The following is a 22,120-nucleotide window of genomic DNA, read 5'->3' as shown; positions in this document are numbered from 1 at the left end:
TTTCCTTTCAGAGTTTGCCGGGGTGTCCGGCGGAATACTGAGAATCCGGGGCGGTAGGTGTTGTGCGCAGGGCCCGGGGCGGTGCGGTGGTCTCCCGTACCACCAGGCGTGCCGGACGGGCAAGGTTGGCCGCTTGCCCTCCATGCATGACCTCCAGGAGGATCCGGGCGACGTCCTGTCCTTGTTCGGCCACCTCGTGGTCCATCGTTGTCAGGCCCACGACGTCGCAGAGCTCGTGGTTATCGAATCCGACCACAGAGAAATCCCGGGGAACTTCCAGGCCTGCCTGGCGGAGGACCTTAAGGACCCCGAAGGCCATCTCATCGGAGGCTACAAAAGCCGCGGTCGGAGCGCGTCCAGCGACAAGCAGCCGGGACATGGCCGCCGCGCCCCCAGCGACACTGTTCTCATCGAATTGTTCAAGGGCGACGTCCAGGGTCAGTCCGGCCTCGGCCAGAGCCTCCCGGTATCCCACCAGCCGCTCCAAGGGCGGCACACCGCCCAAATTGCTGCCCTCCTCATCACGGATGCCGATGAACGCTATCTGCTCATGGCCTAGGTTCAACAGATGCCTCACAGCAGCCCGCCCGGCCCCGACGTTGTCCACAGACACCGATCCGGCGCCCTGCGCTTGAGCCCCCAGCAAAGCCACCGCCTGCCCCTGGGAGGCGAGCGATTCCAGCTCCTCCCTGCTCGGCTGCAGGGCCATGATGATGACCCCGTCCGTACGGCCATGCAAATGCACGGTGCCGAAGAACCTCTGACGCTGTCCGGCAGTGGCGAGCTCGTAGAGGAGCACATCGAATCCGGCCTCCCGGAGCGTGTGTGTGGCCTCGCCAATAACCTTTCCGAAAAACCACTTGGCCAGCACCGGTACCACGATGCCCACGGTCATCGTCCGGCCTGTCGCAAGACGCGACGCAGCCGGGGATGCCGAATACCCTAGCTCATCGGCCGCCTTCTGCACGCGCTTGCGAGTTGCCGTCGAAACACCCGGAACGGAACGCAGCGCACGGGAGACTGTTGATATGGAGACCCCAGCACGTTCCGCCACTGATTCAACGTTTGCTACCATGCAACCTATGCTAGACAAGCATTCCGCAGTAACGCAAGCGCTTGCAATGCGTTCAGCGCGTCGCTGACTCCAATGCCGACGCCGGGGACTCATAACCGGGCTGACCAGCCTCCGGCTACATCGCCCAGCAGCTCGCCATTTCCCATCCACAAAAGGTTGCCGCACTGGTGCTGGTGGGCTGTCGCCTGAGCCTCCACGGGCGGGCACCCTTCGCCGACGAAGTGGACCGCCTGACGGACCCCCTCGACGAGGGCTGGGTCCGGGATTCCCTGACCTGGTTTGCCCTGCTGCACGATGTTCCGCGGTGGTCGCTCGAGGACCGCGTGCGCGACGGTCTCAGGATGCCAGCCCACGTGTGGAAAGCCATCCTGAACGGCCTGGGCGAGGCCACCCCGCCCACGGAAGCGGGAACCATCAACGCCCCCACGCTGATCCTGTGGGGCGCGCAGGACGGCTTGCTGTCACGCAGCGACCAGGAAACCCCTAGCCACCCGGATCCCCGGCTCCGCGCTGAAGGTGTACCCCGGAATGGCACATCTTGTGCTGTGGGAGTGCCCGGAACAAGTGGCGGAAGATACGACGGCGTTCCTCAGCTTGCTCGGTTGAGGTCAGGCACCAAACCAGCGGCCGCCGTCGTGATTCCCGACGACGGCGGCCGCCCGGCAGGCGCTCAGCTGAGGTATCCGTTCGGGTTGAGGACGTACTTGGTGGCCGCTCCGGCGTCGAACTCGGCATAGCCCTTGGGCGCATCCTCCAGGCTGATCGCCTTCGCGTTCACGTTCTTGGCGATGCTCACCTTGTCGTGCAGGATGGCCATCATCAGTTGCCGGTTGTACTTCATCACCGGGCATTGTCCGGTGGTGAAGCTGAGCGACTTGGCCCAGCCAGTGCCCAGGCTCAGGCTCAGCGCACCCTTCTTGGCAGCTTCGTCCACGCCGCCCGGATCGCCGGTGACGTACAGCCCGGGAATGCCCAGCGCACCGCCGGCCGCGGTGATTTCCATCAGCGAATTCAGCACCGTAGCGGGCGCCTCCTTGGCGTCATGGCCGTGGCCGCGCGCTTCGAAGCCCACCGCGTCCACGCCGCAGTCCACTTCCGGGACGCCCAGGATCTGCTCGATCTGCTCCGCCGGGCCGCCCTTGCTCAGGTCAATCGTTTCGCACCCGAAACTGCGCGCCTGCTTCAGCCTGTCCTCGTTCAGATCGCCCACAATCACGACGGCGGCACCCAGCAAGTGCGCGCTGGTGGCCGCTGCGAGGCCAACAGGCCCAGCGCCGGCCACATACACTGTGGAGCCGACGCCCACCCCGGCCGTCACGGCGCCGTGGAAGCCGGTGGGGAAAATGTCCGACAGCATGGTCAGGTCCATGATCTTTTCCAGGGCCTGGTCCTTGTCCGGAAACTTCAGCAGGTTCCAGTCTGCGTACGGGACCAGCACATAGTTGGCCTGGCCGCCCACCCAGCCGCCCATATCCACATAGCCGTAGGCGCTGCCGGGGCGGTCCGGATTAACGTTCAGGCAGATGCCGGTCTTGCGTTCCTTGCAGTTCCGGCAGCGGCCGCAGGCGATGTTGAAGGGCACCGAACAGATGTCCCCCACTTTGATGAACTCGACGCCGGGACCAACCTCCACCACCTCGCCGGTGATCTCGTGCCCCAGCACCAGGTTGGGCGGCGCCGTGGTGCGCCCGCGGACCATGTGCTGGTCCGAACCGCAGATGTTGGTGGCCACGGTTTTCAGGATGACCCCGTGGGGTACTGTGCGCCCCACGTTCGCCGGATTCACGCCCGGGCCGTCTTGGAGTTCGAAGCTTGGATAGTCGATGTCGATCAGTTCGACCTTGCCCGGTTCTTTGTAGGCAACGGCTTTGTTCCCAGTCATCAGTGCTCTCCTCTGGTCAGAACGGCGAAGCCCGGTGGGGCCGCCATGAATCATGAGTGTTGCGATGGATCCCCACGTGCAGGGCCTGCCCGTTGCTTGAGCAGCTGGATGTTTTCCTGGCGTTGGGGGTCCGGCCAGTCTAGGCATGCCGGCCCGAAGGGTCCATAGCCCGAACCCCTTATCTTTATCTGCTCCCCTGCCGGGGCCGGTTGGCCGTCAAGAGCTCCGCCGCCTGTAGGTACAACTCGTCATCTCTCCGGCTTCCGTTGCGGCCAGGGACGAAACCTTGAGCAGCTTCACCCGTACGGCCGGTACCCTTAACCGGTGACTTTGACGCACCCGCCACACCTCGCCGACCCTGTGATCAGCTCCCTGGTGGGCGGCACCTCGCTCAGCCGCGGCCGCACCTATGCGCGAAAGGGCGCCGTCTCAGGCGTCGAGTGGGATCCCCAGAAACTGGAGCTGAAAGGCAAGGTCCAGGGCAACCGCAGCGCCCCGTATCGGACCAGGGCCTCGTTCAAGAACGGCATCAACGGTTTGCGCCTGGAATGGGGCAATTGCTCCTGCCCTATGGAGTACAACTGCAAGCATGTGGCCGCGCTGCTCCTGGAAATCAGCAGCGGGCCCGTGATGGAGCAGCCGCCGCTTCTGGTCATTCCCGCCGCCGCTGCCCGGGCCCCTGCCCCGGCCCGTGCGAAGGCACCAAAGAAGTCCCCTCCCGATCCCTGGCAGCGGCAGCTCCACAGCATTCTTCACCCGCAGCCAACTCCCCGCCACACAGCCTTCAACCCCGGCGTCAGCTCTGCCGCCACCACACCCCCACTCCAGCTCGGCGTGCAGCTGGATCTGCAGGAAACGGCACCAGGCCGGACCTGGTCCCAGCACGGACTCCACGATCCCTGGGAAAATCAATCGGCCTCTGCCATTAGCCTGACGGCCCGGCCCGTAAAACTTGGGGTCAAAGGCAAGTGGGTGGCTGGCCAACTCCGCTGGGATACCTTCGGGCGTTCCCACTACTACGGCTACCCACGCGAAGCCTTCAAGCCGGAACAGGTCCGCTGGATGCGGACCTTCGCCGCCGTCTACGCCATTGAAGGCTCACAGGCAACCAGCACGCACCTTCCCCTGGACCAATTCCACAGCCCGTTGCTCTGGCAGCTCCTCGCTGAAGCCCGCCACGTCGGAGTGGCGCTGGTCGCCGCAAAGTCCGGCGACGTCGTCGTAATTCATGACCCTGTCAGCCTGTCACTGGATCTTAGCGATCACGACGGCGGACTGCGGCTGGCCGCGCACGTCGGGGTGAACTGTGACGCCAGTTCACCGGACCGCCGGGCCCTGGGCATGATCGGCCAGCCCGGCCACGGAGTGTTCTGGTGGGATTCCGCCACCGGTCCGGGCACATCCAAGGCGCCCCGGGGCTTCCACCTCGCCCCGAGCGCGGGGCCTGTACCGGAAGCCCTCCGGCCCCTGATCATGCACCGAACCGAACTGCGGGTCCCGGCGGAGGCCCGCGACGCCTTCCTGGGAGCCAGCTTCCCGCAACTGGCCCAGGCCACCGATGTCATCTCCAGCGATGCCTCCGTGGAACTTCCGCAGATCCTGCCGCCGGAGCTGGTCCTGACCGCCACCCATAATTCCGCCACACTGCAGCTTCACTGGCACTGGGAGTACGCGTCCGCGGCCACCGTCACCCGCCAGCCGCTGCCCGACGCCGGCAACGGATACCGCGACCACACGTTCGAGTCCCAACTCCTGGCGCAGGTGGCCGGGGTTCTGGCCCCGTTTCCGTCCGCCTGGCAGGAGCAATTCCCGGACCAGCCGTCCGGCCACCCCGGCAGCGTCGAGCCCACTGTGCTCAGGAACGTCGCCGCCGCCCGGTTCACTACCGATGCGCTGCCCGCGCTGGAACAGTTCGAGCACGTGCGGGTAGTCACCTCGGGCCCGGCGCCGGACTACAGCGAGCTGACGGACAGTCCGCTGGTCAGCGTCAGCACCAAGGGAACGGACGACGGCGACTGGTTTGATTTGGGCGTCACCGTCACCCTGGGCGGGGAAGAAATCCCCTTTGACCTGCTGTTCCGCGCCCTGGCCGCCGGCGATGAACACCTGATGCTGGCCAGCGGCAGCTACTTCCGGCTCGACCAGCCCGAATTCCTCCGGCTGCGCCGCCTGATCGAGGAAGCCAGGGCCCTGCAGGACCACGAGGGGCCCCTGCGGATCAGCCGGTACCAGGCCGGCCTCTGGGACGAGTTCGAGGAACTGGCAACCACCGCCGAACAGGCCGATTCCTGGCGGCGGAGCGTCGGAGGGCTGCTGCGGTTCTCGGAGATGCTGGACGTGCCGCAGCCGGCGGGCCTCGTCGCATCGTTGCGCCCCTATCAGCAGGACGGCTTCAACTGGCTGGCCTTCCTGTGGGAGCAGGGCCTGGGCGGCGTGCTCGCGGACGATATGGGCCTGGGCAAAACACTGCAGGCCATAGCCCTGATCTGCCACGCGAAAAACGGCATCGGCGCACCGGCACGGGACGAAGCCGCACGCCACCCTTTCCTGGTGGTCGCCCCTACCTCGGTGGTGCCCAACTGGGCCGCGGAAATCGGGCGGTTTTCCCCCGGGCTGCGCGTCACCGCCGTCACCGACACGCTGCAGCGCAGCGGAACGGATCCCGCGGCACTCACTGCAGAGTCCGACGTCGTGATTGTCTCCTACACACTGTTCCGGCTGGACTACGAGGCCTACGCGGCCCAGGAATGGGCGGGGCTGCTGCTGGACGAGGCGCAGTTTGTGAAAAATCCGGCCACCAAGGCCAGCCAGAATGCCCGCCGGTTCCCCGCCCCGTTCAAGCTCGCCATCACGGGGACACCCATGGAGAACAACCTGATGGAGCTGTGGTCCATGTTCTCCATCACCGCTCCCGGGCTGTTTCCGTCGTCGAGGAACTTCGCCGACTACTACCAGAAGCCGGTGGAGAAAGACGGGGACGCGGAGAAACTGGCGCAACTACGACGGCGGATCCGGCCTCTGATGATGCGCCGCACCAAGGACCTTGTGGCCAAGGATCTTCCCGCCAAGCAGGAACAGGTGCTGGAGCTGGATTTGGCGCCGCGGCACCGCACGATTTACCAGCGGCACCTGCAGCGCGAACGGCAAAAAGTCCTGGGATTGCTGGATGATATGAACAAGAACCGCTTCGCGATCTTCAAATCCCTCACCATGCTGCGCAGGCTCAGCTTGGACGCGTCCCTGGTGGACGAGAAATACGCCTCCGTCCCGTCCAGCAAACTTGATGCCCTGCTGGAGCAACTCGGCGACATCGTATCGGAGGGACATCGCGCCCTGATCTTCAGCCAGTTCACCGGATTCCTTGGCAAGGCCGCGGCGCGGCTCGACGCTGAAGGCATCGAGTACGCCTATCTGGACGGCAAGACCCGCCGGCGCGGCGACGTGATCGATCAGTTCAAGTCCGGAAGCGCACCCGTGTTCCTCATCAGCCTCAAAGCAGGCGGATTCGGCCTGAACCTGACTGAGGCGGACTACGTATTCCTGCTGGACCCATGGTGGAACCCCGCGTCAGAGGCGCAAGCCGTTGACCGCACCCACAGGATCGGCCAGAACCGGAACGTCATGGTCTACCGGCTGGTGGCCAAGGACACCATCGAGGAGAAAGTCATGGCGCTCAAGGAGAGAAAGGCCAAGCTGTTCACCGCCGTGCTGGACGACGACGCGATGTTCGCCTCAGCACTGACTGCGGATGACGTGCGGGGCCTGTTCGACGGCTGACGCGCGCTAACGCCCCGGAGCAGGTCGCGGAAGATGCGGCGGCGTTCTTCCGTTCCCTCAATTAGGGGCAGCCCCGCCAGCCAAGGCTCTCGTTCCCGCCCAGCGCGGTCTGTTGACCTGCACGGGGATGCGGAGTCTAATCGGAAGCAGGTGGCGCTGCTCGCGCGCCGACTTACTCATTTCGGGGTGGATCATGGCCGCTGGAGAAAACGTTCGGGAGGACCGGCTGGAGGTTCCCGGCGGCAGTGTCTGGTACCGGGTCGTCGGCGACGGTCAGCACACACCGCTGGTCATTGTTCACGGCGGCCCAGGTGCCACCCATGACTATCTCGAGCCGTTGGAGGCCCTGGCCGATGAGCGGCCGGTGGTTTTCTACGATCAACTCGGGGCGGGAAAATCGGATGCGCCCGACGATATCGAAATGTGGACCAACGAGCGCCTGGTTGACGAACTTGGCAGGATCCTTGACGGCCTCGCATTGGGTCGCGTCCACCTGCTCGGCCAGTCTTGGGGGACGATCATCGCGACCGAGTACGCCCTCCGGACGCCGGAGAGGCTGGCGAGCCTGGTCCTGGCGAATCCATGCCTGAGCCTGCCCCGCTACGCCGTCGGTGCAGCGGCACTGCGCGCGGCCCTGCCCGCGGATGTCCGCGCTGTGCTGGACCGGCACGAGGCCGCAGGAACTACGGACTCCGATGAATACCAGGCGGCCACGATGGAGTTCTACCTTCGACACGTCTGCCGGCTGGACCCGTGGCCGGATTCTTTGATGCGGACTTTTAGCCAACTGAACCAGGCTATCTATGAGCGGATGCAGGGGCCGAGCGAATTCCAGATCACAGGCATCCACAAGGACTATGACGTGACCGGTCGCCTGGGTGAACTAACGGTTCCTACACTGTTCCTGTGCGGCCGTCACGATGAGATTCGGCCGGAGGACGCGGCTTGGTACCACAGCCTGGTGCCGGGATCGGAGCTGGTCATCTTCGAGGAGAGCAGCCATATGCCCCATCTCGAGGAACCTGAGCGCTACCAGGAGGTACTGCGAGATTTCCTGCACAGGGCGGAACAGGCACCCACGGAAACGCCCGTACAGGTTCAACGGGGCTGACGGTCCTGTAAGTCCTCGCCTGAGTCTTAACCGGATGTACGCCCAGCAAGCCCGCCCAGCACCACGTTCACCGGTTCCTGCCCGGCCTGCAACAAACCGATTTGCTTCCGGATCAGCCGCGCCACCCGCGGCAGCATGGCCGAGCTGGCCCCGCCCACGTGCGGGGTGATGAGGACACCGGGCACGGTCCACAGGGGATGATCGCGCGGCAGCGGTTCCGGATCCGTCACGTCCAGGGCGGCCCGGAGCCTGCCGGACGACGTCTCGCGCAGCAATGCCTCGGTATCGGCCACCGGCCCGCGGGCCACGTTCACCAGCAGTGCGCCGTCCGGCATCGCCGCCAGGAACCGGGCGTCAACCAGGTGCCGGGTCTGCTCGCTCAGGGGAACACTGACCACCACAATGTCGTGGAGCGGCAGTTGCTCATACAGGGAATCAATCCCGTGGATCCTGCCGCCCTCATCGTCGCGGCCGCGGCTGGCCAGCCGCGTCACCTCGGTCTCGAACGGCAGCAGCCGGGCCTCAACCGCCTTCCCCACTCCCCCATAACCCACCAGGAGCACCCGCCTGTCGGCCAGGCTAGGGCGCTCGCGGTGGTCCCAGGTTCCCGTCGCCGAATTCCGCACAAAGTCCGGGATCCCCCGCTGGCTGGCGATGATCATGCCCAACGCAAGTTCCGCCGTCGACGTCTCATGCACTCCCGCCGCGTTGGCGAAAAGGCACCCCGCGGGCAGCACCGCCTCGACGCCGTCGTAACCGATCAGCTGGCTCTGCACCAGGCCGACGCCCACGGAGTCCAGCGCAGCCAGCGCCCCCACCCCGCCCATGTAGGGCGGCACCACAATGTCGAACTGCTCCGCCGGCGCCGGGCCGGTCAGGTCCCACAGGAAGAGTTCGACGCCGGCGGACGGCTCGAGTGCGTCCACCAGGTTCTGGCTGGGCAGACTCACCCGTAGTTTCGGTGATGCGGGCAAACCGGACATGGGTGCTCCTTCTCTCGACTTTCCTGCCAGTTAACCAGCCCAGCGCTACCGGTCGGTCTTGACCACCGTGAACAGCACCGCCGAGTCCTCTTCCGCTTCCAGGCTGTGCAGCCCGTCCGGCACGATCAGCAGGTCTCCGGCTTTGCCCTGCCACGACTCCCCGCCAGCCCTCAGCCAGACCGATCCCTTCAGCACGTAGACCGTTGCCTCGCCGGGGTTCTGGTGCTCGCTGAGCTGCGTGCCGGCACGGAAGGCCATGACGGTCTGGCGCAGTTTCTTCTCATGCCCGCCGAACGCTGTATCGGCTGCCCGCCCGCTCGGTGCCGCAACAGCGGCAGCGATCTGCTGACGGGCCAAAGCCTCAATCGATATCTTTTGCATGACGCAACCGTACCTACGATTGACGGCGTTGCCGAGGGCCGTTCACTCACCGTCCTGCGGTGCTACCCGTGCGTGACGGCAGCCCCCAGAAGCCCGAACAGCGTTCCGGCCGCCAGGGCAATGAGGGCGCGCCTCCGCGTGGGATACAGCCAGCGCACTGCAAAAACAGCCACCGTGAGAATCAACCCGTTCACCACGCTCATGGTGACCGCCAACCATTCGGTACCGGTGGACACCCCGAAGCCTCCACCGCTGCAGCCGCTGATCCCGCACCAGGCAAGACCCGCCACGAGCCACTGCGGAAAGCTCAGCAGGACAGCGAGGGGCACGGTCCACCAGAGGTGCCGAACGTTCCGGGTGACCCCGTGAATTGTCACCCCCGGAACCTGAGGCATAGCGAGAGGCCTGGCGGCTGGAACCGGCTTCCGGATGCTCAGGACCATCCACCGGAAGAGCGCTGCGTTGACCACCGCAAGGGCGAGGAATCCCAGGTAGTGGATAACCGTCGTCGGCCTCAACCCACCCTGCGGCGGCGGACCCGACGAATCAAGGAGGAAGACCACGGCGAAATACGCCGCCGAAACGGGCAGCGTCAGAACCACCACGGCCAGCCACAGCCGCTCCCGGAACACGGCATCCAGCCCCGTTTCGAAGGAACCGGTGACGAGCGAAGCCCCGACAGCGGCAACCGTCACCGCCAGATAAACGGCGACGGCGATCCTGGCCCAGCGCGGTAGCAACCCCTTATCCGGTAAGGATCCTGTCCGCATAGTCATGACCGGGCCCTCGCCGGACGGACCATGCGGATTTTGGGCAGCTCTTCCCACTCGGGTGGCAGCTGGCCGCGCGTGCCGTCAGGGCGAAAGCCGTGTTTGAGGTAGAAGGCCTGCGCCCGGGGATTGTTCTCCAGCACCCAGAGATAAGCCGGACTCTCACCGATGGCCGCGCTCAGCAACGCGGCCCCCAGCCCGCTTCCGTGCGTCCGCCGGAGTGTGTACAGCGAATACAGTTCCAGCGCCTCCGGGCCGTCCTCATCCCGTGCGGGACCCGAGTCGGCGAGACCCACCACTTCATGGTTGGCGTCCACGGCAATGATCCGCGGGTCGCTGCCGGCCAGGAATGGTCGACACTGTGCATCGCGCCCATGTGATCCAGGCCCGGCAGGACGCGGACGTCCCACCCGGCTTTGGTCAGGGACGCTTGATGCCTCGCCAGGGGCTCCCCGATGGACACCCGCACTCCGCCCCAGACCGGTTTGTAGTCAATCTGGTCCTCGGCGCCGGCGAACGCGAGTTTGGGCAGGTCCCCCGGGAGCACTGCGGCGGAATCGTCAAAGTCCTGCAGCGCTTCGTACAGGGTGACGAACTGCTGCGTCTGCGCCTCGGTGGTCTGGACCGACACCGAATCCCAGTCGCCCGGTTCAGGTTCCGTGACCTGGCCTGCCGGTTCGCCGGCCTTTTCCACGGACATGGCGTGCGGGGCGCGGGTGACGGCCAGCATGCTTCGGTACGGACCCTCGAGCGGCGGGAACCCGCCCAAGGCGAGCGCCCGCAGACGGTCGGTGCGGAGTGCGAGCTGCAGGCCGCACAGCGCCAGCCAGGAGTAGCCGTAGTAGGCAAAACGGTCGACGCCGGCGGCATCGGCAATTGCCAGCAGATCCTTCGCGATGTTCCCCGGGGTGAAGCGTCTGCGGCGCCGGGTGGGCCATGCGGTGCGCTTCGTAGTACGCGGCTATCACCCGGTTGGTTGGTGCCAGTCCGTTGATGAGGTTTGGTCCCAGGTCCGGGTCCCCGCCCCACTGGCGCAGCGTCTCCGCCTCCGCCGCGGTGTGGGGCGCCAGGCTGACCGGCAGGAGGACTCCGGGTCCGTCTCCCTGAACCGTGACGGGGATGGTTGAGCCGTCATGGAGAACTGCCTCAACTGTTTCCGTGCCCATTGGCTGCCTCTTCCTCCGCGGTATTCACAGAGGGCATCCCCGTTCGTTGACACTCCTCTACGGCGGACGTGTACTTAAAATGGCGCCTGTGATTGCAGGGACAAATCACGAAGCGGCCCACGCTTCCGTGCGGCCGCCCTCAACACATGGAGGTCGAAATGGGACAGGCACGCGAGGTCATGGACCGCTTAACCACGGCCATGGCAGCAAAGGACAAGGAAACACTAGCGGGGTGCTACGCCGAGGACGCCGTGGCCTTTACTCCTGATGAAGGCGAGCTCACCGGGCGGGAGGGAATCACCAACTACCTCTTCCATTTCTGGGAAGCGCTGCCGGACGTCACGTATGAGTACGCCGATAAGCATGGGGCCGGGAATGTGGCTATCGATGAGGGTTTCGTCGCCGGAACCAACACCGGGCCGTTGAGCCTGCCTTCCGGCGAAACCCTGCCGGCCACGGGCAAACAGGTCAGGGTCAGAAGCTGCGACATCGCCAGGGTGGAGGGTGGCCAGATCACATCGCACCACTTCTACTTTGACCAGATGGACTTCCTGGGACAGCTCGGGCTGCTTCCGGAATTGTCCAAACACTGATCGGCGCCGGCCCTACTTGAGGATCTCGGCACGGCGCAGCCGGACGATGTCCTCCAGCACGTCGTTGGGGAGGGGATGCGCCGCCGTGAACCGGATGGTCCCTTTGGACAGGGAGTACCCTTCAAGCCGGCCGGCGACGGCGTCAATCACCGCCGGGGAAAACGGGAAGACGGAGAGGTGCTTGCCTGCCCGGACGACGCCCACGAGAGGCTTTCCCTCAAATTTCAGGGCCGGCATCCCGTAGCTCATCCCCTGCTCGGCCTCCGGCACAACGGCCCTTGCAACATCGATCACATGTTGCAGGCAGCCGCGGTCCGGCTCAGGAAGATCGGCCAAGGAATGTCAACGGAGCCCATGGCACCCATTCTATTCCTGAGCGTGACGCGCTATTCCTGAGCGTGGCGCGAGGGGCCGCACCTGCCTTCGCGGCAAGTGCGGCCCCTTCGTGCGCCAATCAGCCCTGCGGCTGGCTACTTGCGCTGGGAGATGTTGAGAATGTTCCCTTCGCTGTCCAGGAACCAGGCGGACTTCCCCCAGTCGTTATCCGCAACGCCGTTCTCCGTCTTCAGGCCGGGGAAATCGTAGTCTTCAAAGACGACCCCGCGGCCCCGCAGTTCCTCCATCTCGGCTTCGAGGTTGTCCGTTTCCCAGCCCATCTGGGTGTTCTTGGCCGTCCCGGCATTCTCCGTCTGGTAAATCAGGAAACCCGTTCCGTTGCCGCCGCTGTAAAACAGGCTGTCGTCCTCCATGGAATCGGACGGTTCCAGCCCCAGCTTGTCCCGATAGAAATCCTTCGCCCTGTTGATGTCCTTCGCAGCGAGAACAGCCATAATGGTTCGATCCTTGAGCATGATGATTTCCTTTGTGCCTTGCTTTCGCGTTGATGGCGATGCTCTCCCCCGGAGGCGGTTCCGGAACCCCGTTGTCCGGTGCCGCGTGGCCGCCCGTTACGCCAAGTGCCGGAGCGGCCACCTGGGACTCTCCTGCGCCGCGCCAGCCATCATCAGCGAGAGGATCCCCGAAGCCTATGTGGCCATTATGGAACTGAAAGGGCACTCGCGGATATAGGGGATTTCTACCGCTTCGAGCGTCCCTCCCGGAGGCCCCACGGATGCCGGGAACAAGTATGGCATCCGGGGCCGCTGTTGTTGCCGCACACTTAGCTAGTGCGTACTTTTGGTGTTGAAGAAGAATTCCTGATCGTTGATCCCTCCAACGGCAGTCCCCTGCCCCTGGCAGCAGACCTGCTGCGCCTCCAGGACCCGGGCGAACCGGCGGACCTTTCCACGCACCCGGCGCTCGCCGTCGAGCTTCACCAGGAACAGCTCGAAGTGATCACCCACCCGCACAGCACCCTGAGCGGACTCTCCGCCGAAATCCTGTCAGGCCGCGCCTACGCGGACTCGCTTGCCCGGAAAGTCGGCGCCAGAATCGCCGCGCTTGCCACGTCCCCGTTGGCAGTGACACCCCATTCCACCAGCAACCCCCGCTATGACGCGCTGCTGGAAAAGTTCGCCCTGACAGCCCGTGAGCAGCTGACCTGCGGATGCCACATCCATGTCTCCGTCGACTCCGATGAGGAAGGCGTCGCAATCCTGGACCGGATCAGGTCCTGGCTGCCGCCGCTGATGGCGTTAAGCTCCAATTCACCGTTCTGGGACGGCGCTGACAGCGGCTATGCAAGCTTCCGCACGCAGGCCTGGAATCGCTGGTCCTCGGCCGGGCCGACGGAAATCTTCGGCTCGGCGCAGGCCTACCACCAGCGCGTGGCGGACCTGGCTGCCACGGGCGTAGTCAACAACCCTGATTTTGACGCCCGCCTCTCCGCCCGCCACCCCACCGTGGAGATCCGGGTCTCCGATGTTTGCCTCGATCCCCGCGACACCGTCCTGATCGCCGCCCTGGTGCGGGGCCTGGTGGAGACCGCTGCCCGGGAATGGAAATCCGGCCAGGAGCCGGACATGGTTCCGGCCATCATCCTGCGCCAGGGGGCCTGGCTGGCCAGCCGGTGGGGAATCCAGGGCGAACTGCTCCACCCGCTGACCCACAAGCCGGAGTCCGCGCGCAATGTCATCGCCGCGCTCCACCACCATGTCCGCGACGCCTTGGTCGAGGCGGGCGATGCAGCCTACGTCGAGGAATCCCTGCACCGGATCTTCGCCAACGGAACCGGCGCCAGGCTGCAGCGGCAGGCCTACGCGCGCCACGGCCGGCTGGCAGACGTGGTGAGCGACGCCGTCGTGGTTACCCACCAGGAACCCGCCATCTACGAGCCGCTCACCCCGGTTAACCTGTCACTTCTGGTCCCCAACCAGGTGGTTTAGCCACCAGACCTGATCGAGCAACCCCGCGCGCCTGGGCCTCGCGTCGGATTCTGCTCAATCATCCACTCCCACCCTGTCGGCAGGGCTGGATTTCCGGGGCGGCCCGCATGCCGCCGTCGAATGATTGAGCAGAATCCGTCGGCCGCAAGTGGGCCGGGAACCGCGGGATAATGGAAGCATGAGCAATCAGGACCCGGATCCCTGGGCGGAATTCGACAGGCTCAAGCCCGCAGTCCCGGACCGTGTGGCCGGCTATCCCGGCGGCGAACCGGTGGGCTTTGGCTTCCGGACGGGTGTGCGCAGCGCCAAAGTGGCCCTCGGCTTCGCCGTGTACGCGCTGGCGCTGGGAACCATGCTGGTCCTCACCGGCGCGGTGGTCTTCATCGCGCAGGGGCAGTGGCTGCTGCTCGGGCTGATGGTGCTGATCGAGGCCGTCTTCGTCTATGGATTCATCCGGCTGGCACGCCAGGCGCGCGACCGCAGAGTCTCCGGCTAGTCGCCCCTCCGGTCAGGCGGGCTTCTGGGCAGGCTGCGGGGCAGGCTTCTGACCGGGCAGTACGGCTAGGACCGCGCGGCGCGGATAGCCCGGGCCCCAGCTGCGCCGGCGGCCAGGATCACCGGGACCAGGCACATCAGGGTGACCACTGTGTTGGGGCGAAACGCCGCGCGGCCGCCGACGGTCCGGTACACACCCAGCGGCAGCACCATTCCGCCGCCACCCCCGCCGGAGGCACCGTCACCGGCTTCGCCGCCTCCCCCGAACCCGAAGGACACCAGTGCAACCGGGATGATTTCTTCCCCGCCCACCTGGACGGCCGGGCCATAGGCCTTGGTGACGCCAATGTTTTTGAAGGTGTCCACGAAGGACGAAAAGGAATCAGACATGACTTCACCATAGGCGCGCGGCGCGGCGATCACCATGGGTGAGCGGCCGACGTCGGGCCTTCCCCAGCGAGCGGCGCATTGCCCGCGACCCCTGCCTGCAATACTTCGGGGATGTCTGCTCCTTCAGCCGCGTTCGCCGAGAACGCCATCCGCCAGCCCGTGCGCGCCCAACACCTGACGAGTCGTTCATCCTCACGGACCAGGACACCATCGCCAGCGTCCGTCGCGCGCACCGGGAGGCTTGCGAGGCATCGCGCGAGGCGACGTCGTTGTTGGAGCTCGACGACGTGCTGCGCGGCAACCGCCGCGGCCCGCTCCCGCTGCATTGGGTGTACCTGCATGTGCTGCGGGAGTTCGCCCAGCATTGCGGGCACGCCGATATTCTGCGCGAGCAGATCCTCAACGGCTGACGCCGGGCAAGCGCCGGCGTCAGCAGCGCCGGGTCAAGCCTTGTTGACCGTCGCGGCGGCCGAGAGGGCGGCCAGCCCGCGCTCGAAGTCGCCGCCGACCATCTTGTCCATGTTCACGATCATGGCGAAAATCTTCGCGAGCCCCTTGTTCTCGCCGGTCATCCGCCACGTGACCTGGGTCCCGCCGTCGGCCGGTGTGAACGTAAACGTGGTGGGATTCACAGCCTTGAACGGCTTTGTGAACTCAAGGCGGACCTTGATACTCCGGGGAGCATCCGACTCGACGATCTCCATGTTTCCGCTGCCTGCTTTGCGGTTGCCGCTCCAGGCATACTTGGCCCCCACACCGGCGTCACTGCCCGAATACGAGCGGTTGAGTTCCCGGTCCACGTTCTCCCAGGGCGACCATTTGGTCCACTCCAGGAAGCTGTTGACCAGCGGAAACACGTGTTCCGCAGGGGCAGGAATAAGGGCGCTGCGAGTGACTTCGTAAGTTGACATGCCGCAATCGTAGGTGGAGGGAGCCGATATTCAGCGAGTCCCGCATGTGGCGTTCACCAAGTGTTCCGGAACCCGATACCTGTCTTGCGTACTGTCGCAGGATCGACGGCCGGAGGTACGGCCGCATCAGTGAAAGAGGCATCGATGACCACCGGAATCCACCAGCCCACCCTCAGCCGGCGGGCCGCGCTGGCCGCCGCCGGAACCCTTGGCGCGCTGGGACTGACAGTGGCCGCAGCAGCCGGAAGCTACGCGGCACCGGGAGCGAAGGCACCCAAGCCCACCCTCGCATTCCGCCCAGACGGCGGCTTCAAAGTGATCCAGTTCAACGACACCCAGGACGACGAGCAAACGGACCGCCGCACCATCGAGCTCATGGACAAGACCCTGGACGCGGAGAAGCCGGACTTCGTGGTGATCAACGGCGATGTGATCAACGGCGGCTGCGACTCTGAGCTGGAGGTCAAGCAGGCACTCAACCACGTGGTCCAGCCCATGGAGCACCGGCAGATCCCCTGGGCCGTCACGTTCGGCAACCACGACGAAGATTCCGTGGCACGGACGGGCATGACCGAGGCCAAAATGCTGCAGTTTCTGCAGACCTACGAATTCAACATGAACGGCGACTCCACGCCGGGGCTCACCGGGACGTCGAACTCGCTGCTGCTCGTGCAGTCGGCCAAGTCCAAGGAGCCGGCCTTCGGCCTGTGGCTCATCGACACCGGCCGATATGCCCCGGACGCCATCAATGGACAGGACTTCGAAGGCTACCCCGACTGGGACTGGGTACGCATGGACCAGGTCACCTGGTACCGCAGCCTGTCCATCGCCACCGAGCAGAAGTACGGCAAGAAGGTCCCCTCCCTCATGTGGGGCCACATTGCGCTCCACGAGCACCGCAACATGTGGTTCGCCAGCCTCGACTCGCGGACGGACGCCGATCACACCCGGGCCCGCACGAAGCACAACATCGTCGGCGAACGGAACGAGGACGAGTGCCCCGGCCCCATCAACTCCGGCCTGTTCAGCGCCTTCCTGGAACGCGGGGATGTGCTCGGCTACTTTGTGGGCCACGATCACGTCAATACCTACGTGGGCAACTACTACGGGGTGCAGCTCGGCTACGCCCCCGGAACCGGATTCGGCGCCTATGGGCTCCCCGGCGCTGAACGGAATCGCCTGCGCGGCGCCCGGGTCTTTGAGCTGGATGAGAACCACCCCGGAATCTACAAGGACACCCGGCTGGTCTTCGCCAAGGACATGGGCATCGACCTGACGGCCAACGACCAGCCGATCGCTCCCCGGCCACTGGACCCGGCCCAGGCCTAGGGACGCTACCGTCGGCGAGGACTGGGTGCCGCTCCGTGTGGCTCCGGCGGGACTGGCGGGCGAGGGGGTGGGGCGGGCTATCCGGCTGTTGGCCGGTTTCTGCCGTCCCATCCCCTGTGCCGCAGGTTGCGGGTGGCCATCAGCGAGGCGCCGATGAACAGCACGCCCAGGACCACGGTGGCGACGCCCACGTAGAACCATCCACCCTGGCCGAAGATCATCAGCGCGACGCCCAGCAGGCACAGGCCTTTAGCGGTGATATCCAGGTACAGCTGCACCTTTGGCGAGTCCATACCTCCACGATAAGCCCGGCGGCGGCATCGCAACCCGTGCACTTTTCCTAGTCCGCAACGCCCGGCTCGGCTGAGCGCAGCCGGCAACTGACCGCTACGCCCGGGCCCGCGGAGCCAAGGCAGTGTTCAGGAACTCCAGGTGCGCCGGCGTGATGGCCACCGCGGCCGCCGCATAATCCGGGTGCTTGCGAAGGTACTTCTTGATGAAAGGGCAGACCGGGACGATGGCGCGGCCCTCGTCAACCGTTTCATTGAGCGCCACCTTGGCGAGCTTGCCCGCAAGTCCCTGGCCGCCGTATTCCTCATTGATCACCGTGTGGTAGAAAATCCGCTGCGGTGAGCCGCCGCCGTCGTACTCCTTGTACACGGCTTTACCAATGACGTTCCCGCCGGTCAGCACTTCGAAGCGCTGGCGCTCCGAGTTGTGGCGGATGGTGACATCGTGCACGGGATCTCCTCGGTTCGGCTTCCTGTACAGCCTAACCTCGGTACCCCCGCCCTTATTTCGTCTCCCGCTAACAGGCAAGGTTGAGCGCGTTCACGGCTGCTTCGGCCATCTCGAGCGACCGCCAGTCTTCGAAACCAACCGGGTCCGGGACGGGTTCACGGGCCACCGCCATGGCCACCTGCCGGGACCCGTCTGCGCTGATAAGCGCGAGTGCCGCGTATCCCCGCACCACGCCGATATGGCCGAAATAGTCATTGTTGGAGCACTCGTCGTACTGCCTGACGAGGCCAAGGCCGAACGTTTCGTACTTTAAATGATGCATCTCCTGCACGCTTTGGAGCGTCAGCAGCGTCCCTTTCTGCAGGGCAGCGAAATAGGTGTTGAGTTCCGGGATGGTGGAAATCATCCCGGTATCGGGGGAACCGTTGTGGAATGGAACTAGAGCCTTGTCCTCCAGCTCGCCGGTCTCCGTCCGGGTGTAGCCGTGGAGCATCCGCTGCGGGCCCGGCTCCTCCCCCGTCATCAGCGTGTCCTGCAGCGCCAAGGGCACCACGTTGTCGTCGTGAATGACCGCTCCGATGTCCTTGCCCCGCAGCTTCTCGACGAGGAGGGCTAACGCCGAATAATTCGTGGCGGAGTAGCTGTACAGGCTGCCCGATCCGCCGGTCCAAGGCATGCCCGCAACGAACGACACACGTTGTTCATGGGTGAAGGGCCCGTCACCTATATGGATGGGCGATACCCAATAGTCGGGCATACCGGACCGGTGGCTGAGGAGGCTGCGAATGGTGATGGGTCCAGGCGGCTTGATGATGTTCTCGAAGTCCGGCAGGTACTTCTGGATAGGGTCATCCAGCTGGACTTTTCCTTCCTCCACCAGCTTCATGACGGACACCGCCACCATGGTGGTGGTGATGTCGCCGATATGGGTCTGGTCGCTCAACTGCACGGGTTCCTGGGTTTCAAGGCTGCGGACGCCTTCGGCCGAGGACCATTCGCCCAGCCTTGACTTCAGCTGGATGATGACGGCCGTCGCTCCCCCTGCGCGCGTGTCCGCGCTGTACTTTTCCAGCACTCCCACAAAAGCCCGCGGCGCCGGGGCAGTGGCGGACGCCGTCGTCGTGGATTGAACAGTCGGGGACTGCTGATCTGGCGGATCCGGGGCGCTGGTGCAGCCTGCGAGCGAGGCCACCAGCGCGGCCGCTGCCACGGCGACCGCAAGGCCGGAGGAGCTGAAACAATGAACGGCTGCCTGCATCCCACGTCCCTTCACGGGGCCGGTCAGCAACTGAACTCCAAAGAGACCGCCAGCTGCCCCGGCACCTTCGATGTTCCTCAGGGCAAAACGGAGTGTCAAGGACGCTGCCGCAGCCCGGTGACGCAGCCGCCCAGGCCTTGTAGTGTCGTGGGCAATGGGCAAGGACTCCCCCTGCCGCCCACCAGCAGCGAACCGGCAACCTAGGAGCGAACATGACTGTTGACGAGAACGAAGCCCAGGTCCTGGACCAGTGGACCCAGCGACTGGCGCAGGCACTGCAGATCCTGGACCTGGAGGTGGATCAGGAACTCCTCCTTGATCTGGCCAGGAAGTCTGCCGGCTCGGTGATCCATGCGGCTGCACCGGTCACCACGTTCCTGGTGGGGTACGCCGCAGGGCTCGCCGCCGGCAACGGCAGCGCCGGATCCAAGGAAAAGTCGACGGCGGCAGTCACCCAGGCGGCCGACGTCGCCTTCCGGCTGTGCGAGGACGGGCACGACGGCGGCCCGGCGGCTGGGGGCTGGGCGGACACCGGTCAGTAGGGGGTTTCGACAGGCTCAACCACCGGCTACGGGCTCCAGCCTGACGATGACTGCCTTCGACGCCGGCGTCTGGCTGCCCTCGGCCACGCTGTCCAGCGGCACCAGCACGTTGGCCTCAGGGTAGTAGGCTGCCGCGCAGCCGGCCGCCGTGGGGTAGGAGACCACCCGGAAGTTCCGCAGCACCCGCTCCACGTTGTCCTGGTACACGCCGTGGATATCCACGTGCTGCCCGTCGCTGAGTCCCAGTTCGGCGAGGTCCCCAGGGCTGACAAACACCACTTCGCGGCCCTTCTTGATGCCCCGGTAGCGGTCGTTGTTGCCATAGATCGTGGTGTTGAACTGGTCGTGCGAGCGCATGCTCTGCAGGATCAGCGTTCCGGCCGGCCGCTCCATATGTTCGAGCTCGTTTACGGTGAGCATGGCCTTGCCCGTCGGGGTGGTGAACGTCCGCGAATCCCGTGGCCCGTTCGGGAGCACAAAACCGCCGTCCTGCCGGATCTTCCGGTTGTAGTCCTCGCAGCCGCTGACCACGTGCGAGATGTGGTCCCGGATGAGGTCGTAGTTCTTCTCGAACCCGGCCCAGTCCGCCTGCACGGAGTCACCCACCACTTTTTGGGCCAGCCTGCTGACGATGGCCACTTCGGACAGCAGGCCAGGCGCCACCGGCTCCACCGTCCCGTGTGAGGCATGCACGGCGCAGACCGTGTCCTCCACGGACACAAACTGCGGACCCGATTCCTGCATGTCAATCTCCGTGCGGCCCATCGTGGGCAGGATCAGCGCCTCGGCGCCGGTGACCGTGTGCGAGCGGTTGAGTTTGGTGGAAATCTGGACCGAGAGCTCGGTGTTCTCCATCGCCGCGAACGCCGCGTGGGTGTCCGAAATGGCTCCCACGAAGTTACCGCCCATGGCCACGAAAACCTTGATGCCGCCGTCGCGCATTTGCCTGATGGTTTCGACGGCGTCGACGCCGTGTTCGCGCGGCGGTTCAAAGCTGAATTCCTTGCCGAGGGCGTCCAAGAATGCCGGCGGCATCTGCTCCCAGATGCCCATGGTGCGGTCGCCCTGGACGTTGCTGTGGCCGCGGATGGGAGAGGCACCGGCGCCGGGCTTGCCGATATTGCCCCGGAGCAGCAGAAGGTTGATGATCTCCTTGATGGTGGCCACACCCTTCTTGTGCTGGGTGATGCCCATGGCCCAGGTGATGATCACCTTCTCCGCCCTGAGATAACGGTCTGCGAGTTCGTCGATATCCTCGGTCCGCAGGCCAGTGGCCGCCAGCACGGCAGCCTCGTCCAGCTGGGAAAGGTGCTCGCGAAGCTCCTCCAGACCTTGGCAGTGTTCGGCGAGGAACGCGTGGTCCAGCACCGTGCCCGGATTCGCAGCTTCGGCGTCCAGGACCCGCTTGGAGACGGCCTGGAGCAGGGCCATGTCCCCGCCGATGCGGACCTGCAGGAACTGGTCGGCGATCTCCGTGCCACGGCCAATGATCCCCTTGACCTTCTGCGGGTTCTTGTAGCGCATCAGGCCCGCTTCCGGCAGCGGATTCACGGCCACAATGCTGGCTCCCGCCTCCTTGGCTTCCTCCAAGGCGGTCAGCATCCGCGGGTGGTTGGTGCCCGGGTTCTGGCCCATCACGATGATCAGGTCCGCCTTGGCGAAGTCATCGTAGGAGATGGTGGCCTTGCCGATGCCGATGGTCTGGCCCATGGCCCAGCCAGAGGACTCGTGGCACATGTTGGAGCAGTCCGGCAGGTTGTTGGTCCCGTAGGCCCGGACAAACAGCTGGTAGAGGAACGCGGCCTCGTTGGAGGTCCGGCCGCTGGTGTAGAAGGCGGTCTGGTCCGGGCTCGACAGCCCTTTAAGCTTCTCGGCGACGATGGTGAACGCCTGCTCCCAGCTGACCGGCCGGTAGTGGTCCTCCCCCGCTGGCTTGTGGACAGGCTCGGTGAGGCGCCCCTGCATCCCCAGCCAGTACTCGGACCGCTGCCGCAGCTCACTGACCGGGTTCTCGGCCCAGAATTCGGAGCCGATCACCACCGGAGTGGCCTCCCAGGTGACAGCCTTGGCGCCGTTTTCGCAGAACTCGAACGTCTTGCGGTGCCCCGGGTCCGGCCACGCGCAGCTCATGCAGTCGAAACCGTCCTTCTGGTTCAGGGCAAGCAGGGTTTTCCCGGTCCTGACCAGGCCCATGTGCTGCACGGCCGGCTCCAACGAGTGGTAGACGCCCGGGACGCCGGCGGCCCACGTCTTGGGGTGGCCGCTGACCTCGATGTCAGCCTCGTTGGCCTCTTCTACGTGCGGGTTCTTGCGTGCCACGTTGCACTCTCCTTGGTTCAAGCTCACATCGGCAGCGCACCGGTTTTCAGCGCGGTGTGACGGTCCCAGTCCA

General features: G+C 65.3%; 24 protein-coding genes. 9 read left to right on the top strand and 15 right to left on the bottom strand.

Annotated elements, in window-relative coordinates:
• Nucleotides 1–7 precede the first annotated feature (7 nt).
• Nucleotides 8–1,075, bottom strand: coding sequence for a LacI family DNA-binding transcriptional regulator (locus ACX80X_RS10890; protein ID WP_459311969.1), 1,068 nt, complete (start codon nt 1,073–1,075; stop codon nt 8–10).
• Between the two features lie 167 nt (nt 1,076–1,242).
• On the opposite strand from ACX80X_RS10890, the gene ACX80X_RS10885 reads away from it, so the two are divergent.
• Complete coding sequence (locus ACX80X_RS10885) at nt 1,243–1,812, top strand: hypothetical protein (protein WP_459311967.1); 570 nt, start codon at nt 1,243–1,245, stop codon at nt 1,810–1,812.
• On the opposite strand, the gene fdhA is transcribed toward ACX80X_RS10885, so the two are convergent.
• Complete coding sequence (gene fdhA, locus ACX80X_RS10880; protein ID WP_252599322.1) at nt 1,746–2,957, bottom strand: formaldehyde dehydrogenase, glutathione-independent; 1,212 nt, start codon at nt 2,955–2,957, stop codon at nt 1,746–1,748. The two genes, ACX80X_RS10885 and fdhA, sit on opposite strands and share 67 nt — an antisense overlap.
• A gap of 324 nt (nt 2,958–3,281) precedes the next feature.
• On the opposite strand from fdhA, the gene ACX80X_RS10875 reads away from it, so the two are divergent.
• Both ACX80X_RS10875 and ACX80X_RS10870 read left to right on the top strand, forming a co-directional pair.
• A complete protein-coding gene (locus ACX80X_RS10875; RefSeq protein ID WP_252599323.1) occupies nt 3,282–6,734 on the top strand; it encodes a DEAD/DEAH box helicase in 3,453 nt (1,150 codons plus the stop codon).
• A 193-nt stretch (nt 6,735–6,927) separates the two neighbouring features.
• A complete protein-coding gene (locus tag ACX80X_RS10870; RefSeq protein WP_252599324.1) occupies nt 6,928–7,845 on the top strand; it encodes a proline iminopeptidase-family hydrolase in 918 nt (305 codons plus the stop codon).
• Between the two features lie 26 nt (nt 7,846–7,871).
• Here ACX80X_RS10870 and ACX80X_RS10865 read toward each other — a convergent pair whose 3' ends face one another.
• From ACX80X_RS10865 to ACX80X_RS10845, 5 genes are all read right to left on the bottom strand, one after another.
• Nucleotides 7,872–8,828, bottom strand: a complete 957-nt coding sequence (locus ACX80X_RS10865) for a 2-hydroxyacid dehydrogenase (protein WP_459311964.1) — start codon at nt 8,826–8,828, stop codon at nt 7,872–7,874.
• A gap of 45 nt (nt 8,829–8,873) precedes the next feature.
• A complete protein-coding gene (locus ACX80X_RS10860) occupies nt 8,874–9,209 on the bottom strand; it encodes a cupin domain-containing protein (RefSeq protein ID WP_056346835.1) in 336 nt (111 codons plus the stop codon).
• 62 nt (nt 9,210–9,271) lie between these two features.
• Nucleotides 9,272–9,985 carry a hypothetical protein gene (locus ACX80X_RS10855; RefSeq protein ID WP_252608816.1) on the bottom strand — a complete coding sequence of 238 codons (714 nt, stop codon included), beginning with the start codon at nt 9,983–9,985 and terminating at the stop codon, nt 9,272–9,274.
• Nucleotides 9,982–10,275: a GNAT family N-acetyltransferase gene (locus ACX80X_RS10850; protein ID WP_459311993.1), complete on the bottom strand. Its 294-nt coding sequence runs from the start codon at nt 10,273–10,275 to the stop codon at nt 9,982–9,984. The genes ACX80X_RS10855 and ACX80X_RS10850 overlap by 4 nt, the downstream gene beginning before the upstream one ends.
• Nucleotides 10,158–10,709, bottom strand: coding sequence for a hypothetical protein (locus tag ACX80X_RS10845; protein ID WP_459311997.1), 552 nt, complete (start codon nt 10,707–10,709; stop codon nt 10,158–10,160). Before ACX80X_RS10845 ends, ACX80X_RS10850 begins: the two co-directional genes overlap by 118 nt.
• A 594-nt stretch (nt 10,710–11,303) precedes the next feature.
• Here ACX80X_RS10845 and ACX80X_RS10840 point away from each other — a divergent pair.
• Complete coding sequence (locus tag ACX80X_RS10840) at nt 11,304–11,738, top strand: nuclear transport factor 2 family protein (protein ID WP_252608821.1); 435 nt, start codon at nt 11,304–11,306, stop codon at nt 11,736–11,738.
• A gap of 12 nt (nt 11,739–11,750) precedes the next feature.
• On the opposite strand, the gene ACX80X_RS10835 is transcribed toward ACX80X_RS10840, so the two are convergent.
• Nucleotides 11,751–12,032, bottom strand: coding sequence for an iron chaperone (locus tag ACX80X_RS10835; RefSeq protein WP_252608824.1), 282 nt, complete (start codon nt 12,030–12,032; stop codon nt 11,751–11,753).
• Nucleotides 12,033–12,208: 176 nt separating this feature from the next.
• Nucleotides 12,209–12,589, bottom strand: a complete 381-nt coding sequence (locus ACX80X_RS10830; protein ID WP_248762184.1) for a VOC family protein — start codon at nt 12,587–12,589, stop codon at nt 12,209–12,211.
• Nucleotides 12,590–12,904: 315 nt separating this feature from the next.
• Between ACX80X_RS10830 and ACX80X_RS10825 the strand changes: the two genes are divergently transcribed.
• Both ACX80X_RS10825 and ACX80X_RS10820 read left to right on the top strand, forming a co-directional pair.
• A complete protein-coding gene (locus ACX80X_RS10825) occupies nt 12,905–14,062 on the top strand; it encodes a glutamate--cysteine ligase (protein WP_459311962.1) in 1,158 nt (385 codons plus the stop codon).
• A gap of 178 nt (nt 14,063–14,240) precedes the next feature.
• Complete coding sequence (locus ACX80X_RS10820; protein WP_141139649.1) at nt 14,241–14,558, top strand: hypothetical protein; 318 nt, start codon at nt 14,241–14,243, stop codon at nt 14,556–14,558.
• Nucleotides 14,559–14,623: 65 nt separating this feature from the next.
• Here the strand turns inward: ACX80X_RS10820 and ACX80X_RS10815 are convergent, their stop codons facing one another.
• The gene (locus ACX80X_RS10815) at nt 14,624–14,947 is read right to left on the bottom strand and encodes a hypothetical protein (protein WP_104062533.1); all 324 of its coding nucleotides are present in this window, start codon (nt 14,945–14,947) and stop codon (nt 14,624–14,626) included.
• Nucleotides 14,948–14,985: 38 nt separating this feature from the next.
• On the opposite strand from ACX80X_RS10815, the gene ACX80X_RS10810 reads away from it, so the two are divergent.
• Entirely contained in the window at nt 14,986–15,357 is a 372-nt protein-coding gene (locus tag ACX80X_RS10810) for a mycothiol transferase (protein WP_308216164.1), read from the top strand.
• Nucleotides 15,358–15,390: 33 nt separating this feature from the next.
• On the opposite strand, the gene ACX80X_RS10805 is transcribed toward ACX80X_RS10810, so the two are convergent.
• Nucleotides 15,391–15,858: an SRPBCC family protein gene (locus ACX80X_RS10805; RefSeq protein ID WP_252599339.1), complete on the bottom strand. Its 468-nt coding sequence runs from the start codon at nt 15,856–15,858 to the stop codon at nt 15,391–15,393.
• A 144-nt stretch (nt 15,859–16,002) separates the two neighbouring features.
• Here ACX80X_RS10805 and ACX80X_RS10800 point away from each other — a divergent pair, with 144 nt between their 5' ends.
• Nucleotides 16,003–17,187, top strand: a complete 1,185-nt coding sequence (locus ACX80X_RS10800; protein WP_252608831.1) for a metallophosphoesterase family protein — start codon at nt 16,003–16,005, stop codon at nt 17,185–17,187.
• Between the two features lie 77 nt (nt 17,188–17,264).
• On the opposite strand, the gene ACX80X_RS10795 is transcribed toward ACX80X_RS10800, so the two are convergent.
• The 3 genes from ACX80X_RS10795 to ACX80X_RS10785 form a co-directional block, all read right to left on the bottom strand.
• Nucleotides 17,265–17,480 carry a hypothetical protein gene (locus tag ACX80X_RS10795; RefSeq protein WP_104062412.1) on the bottom strand — a complete coding sequence of 72 codons (216 nt, stop codon included), beginning with the start codon at nt 17,478–17,480 and terminating at the stop codon, nt 17,265–17,267.
• 94 nt (nt 17,481–17,574) lie between these two features.
• Nucleotides 17,575–17,928 (bottom strand): GNAT family N-acetyltransferase, encoded by a 354-nt coding sequence (locus ACX80X_RS10790; RefSeq protein WP_459311959.1) that lies wholly within the window; start codon nt 17,926–17,928, stop codon nt 17,575–17,577.
• 67 nt (nt 17,929–17,995) lie between these two features.
• On the bottom strand, nt 17,996–19,186 hold the full coding sequence (locus ACX80X_RS10785) for a serine hydrolase domain-containing protein (protein ID WP_459311957.1): 1,191 nt from the start codon (nt 19,184–19,186) through the stop codon (nt 17,996–17,998).
• A gap of 212 nt (nt 19,187–19,398) precedes the next feature.
• Here ACX80X_RS10785 and ACX80X_RS10780 point away from each other — a divergent pair, with 212 nt between their 5' ends.
• Nucleotides 19,399–19,728, top strand: coding sequence for a DUF6457 domain-containing protein (locus ACX80X_RS10780; RefSeq protein WP_248762200.1), 330 nt, complete (start codon nt 19,399–19,401; stop codon nt 19,726–19,728).
• Between the two features lie 15 nt (nt 19,729–19,743).
• Here the strand turns inward: ACX80X_RS10780 and ACX80X_RS10775 are convergent, their stop codons facing one another.
• Entirely contained in the window at nt 19,744–22,047 is a 2,304-nt protein-coding gene (locus ACX80X_RS10775; protein WP_459311955.1) for an FdhF/YdeP family oxidoreductase, read from the bottom strand.
• Nucleotides 22,048–22,120: the final 73 nt, after the last annotated feature.

This window comes from Pseudarthrobacter sp. MDT3-1, assembly GCF_054510755.1.
Note: the sequence above shows the minus strand (reverse complement) of the source record. Positions and strands in the feature narration are given on the sequence as shown.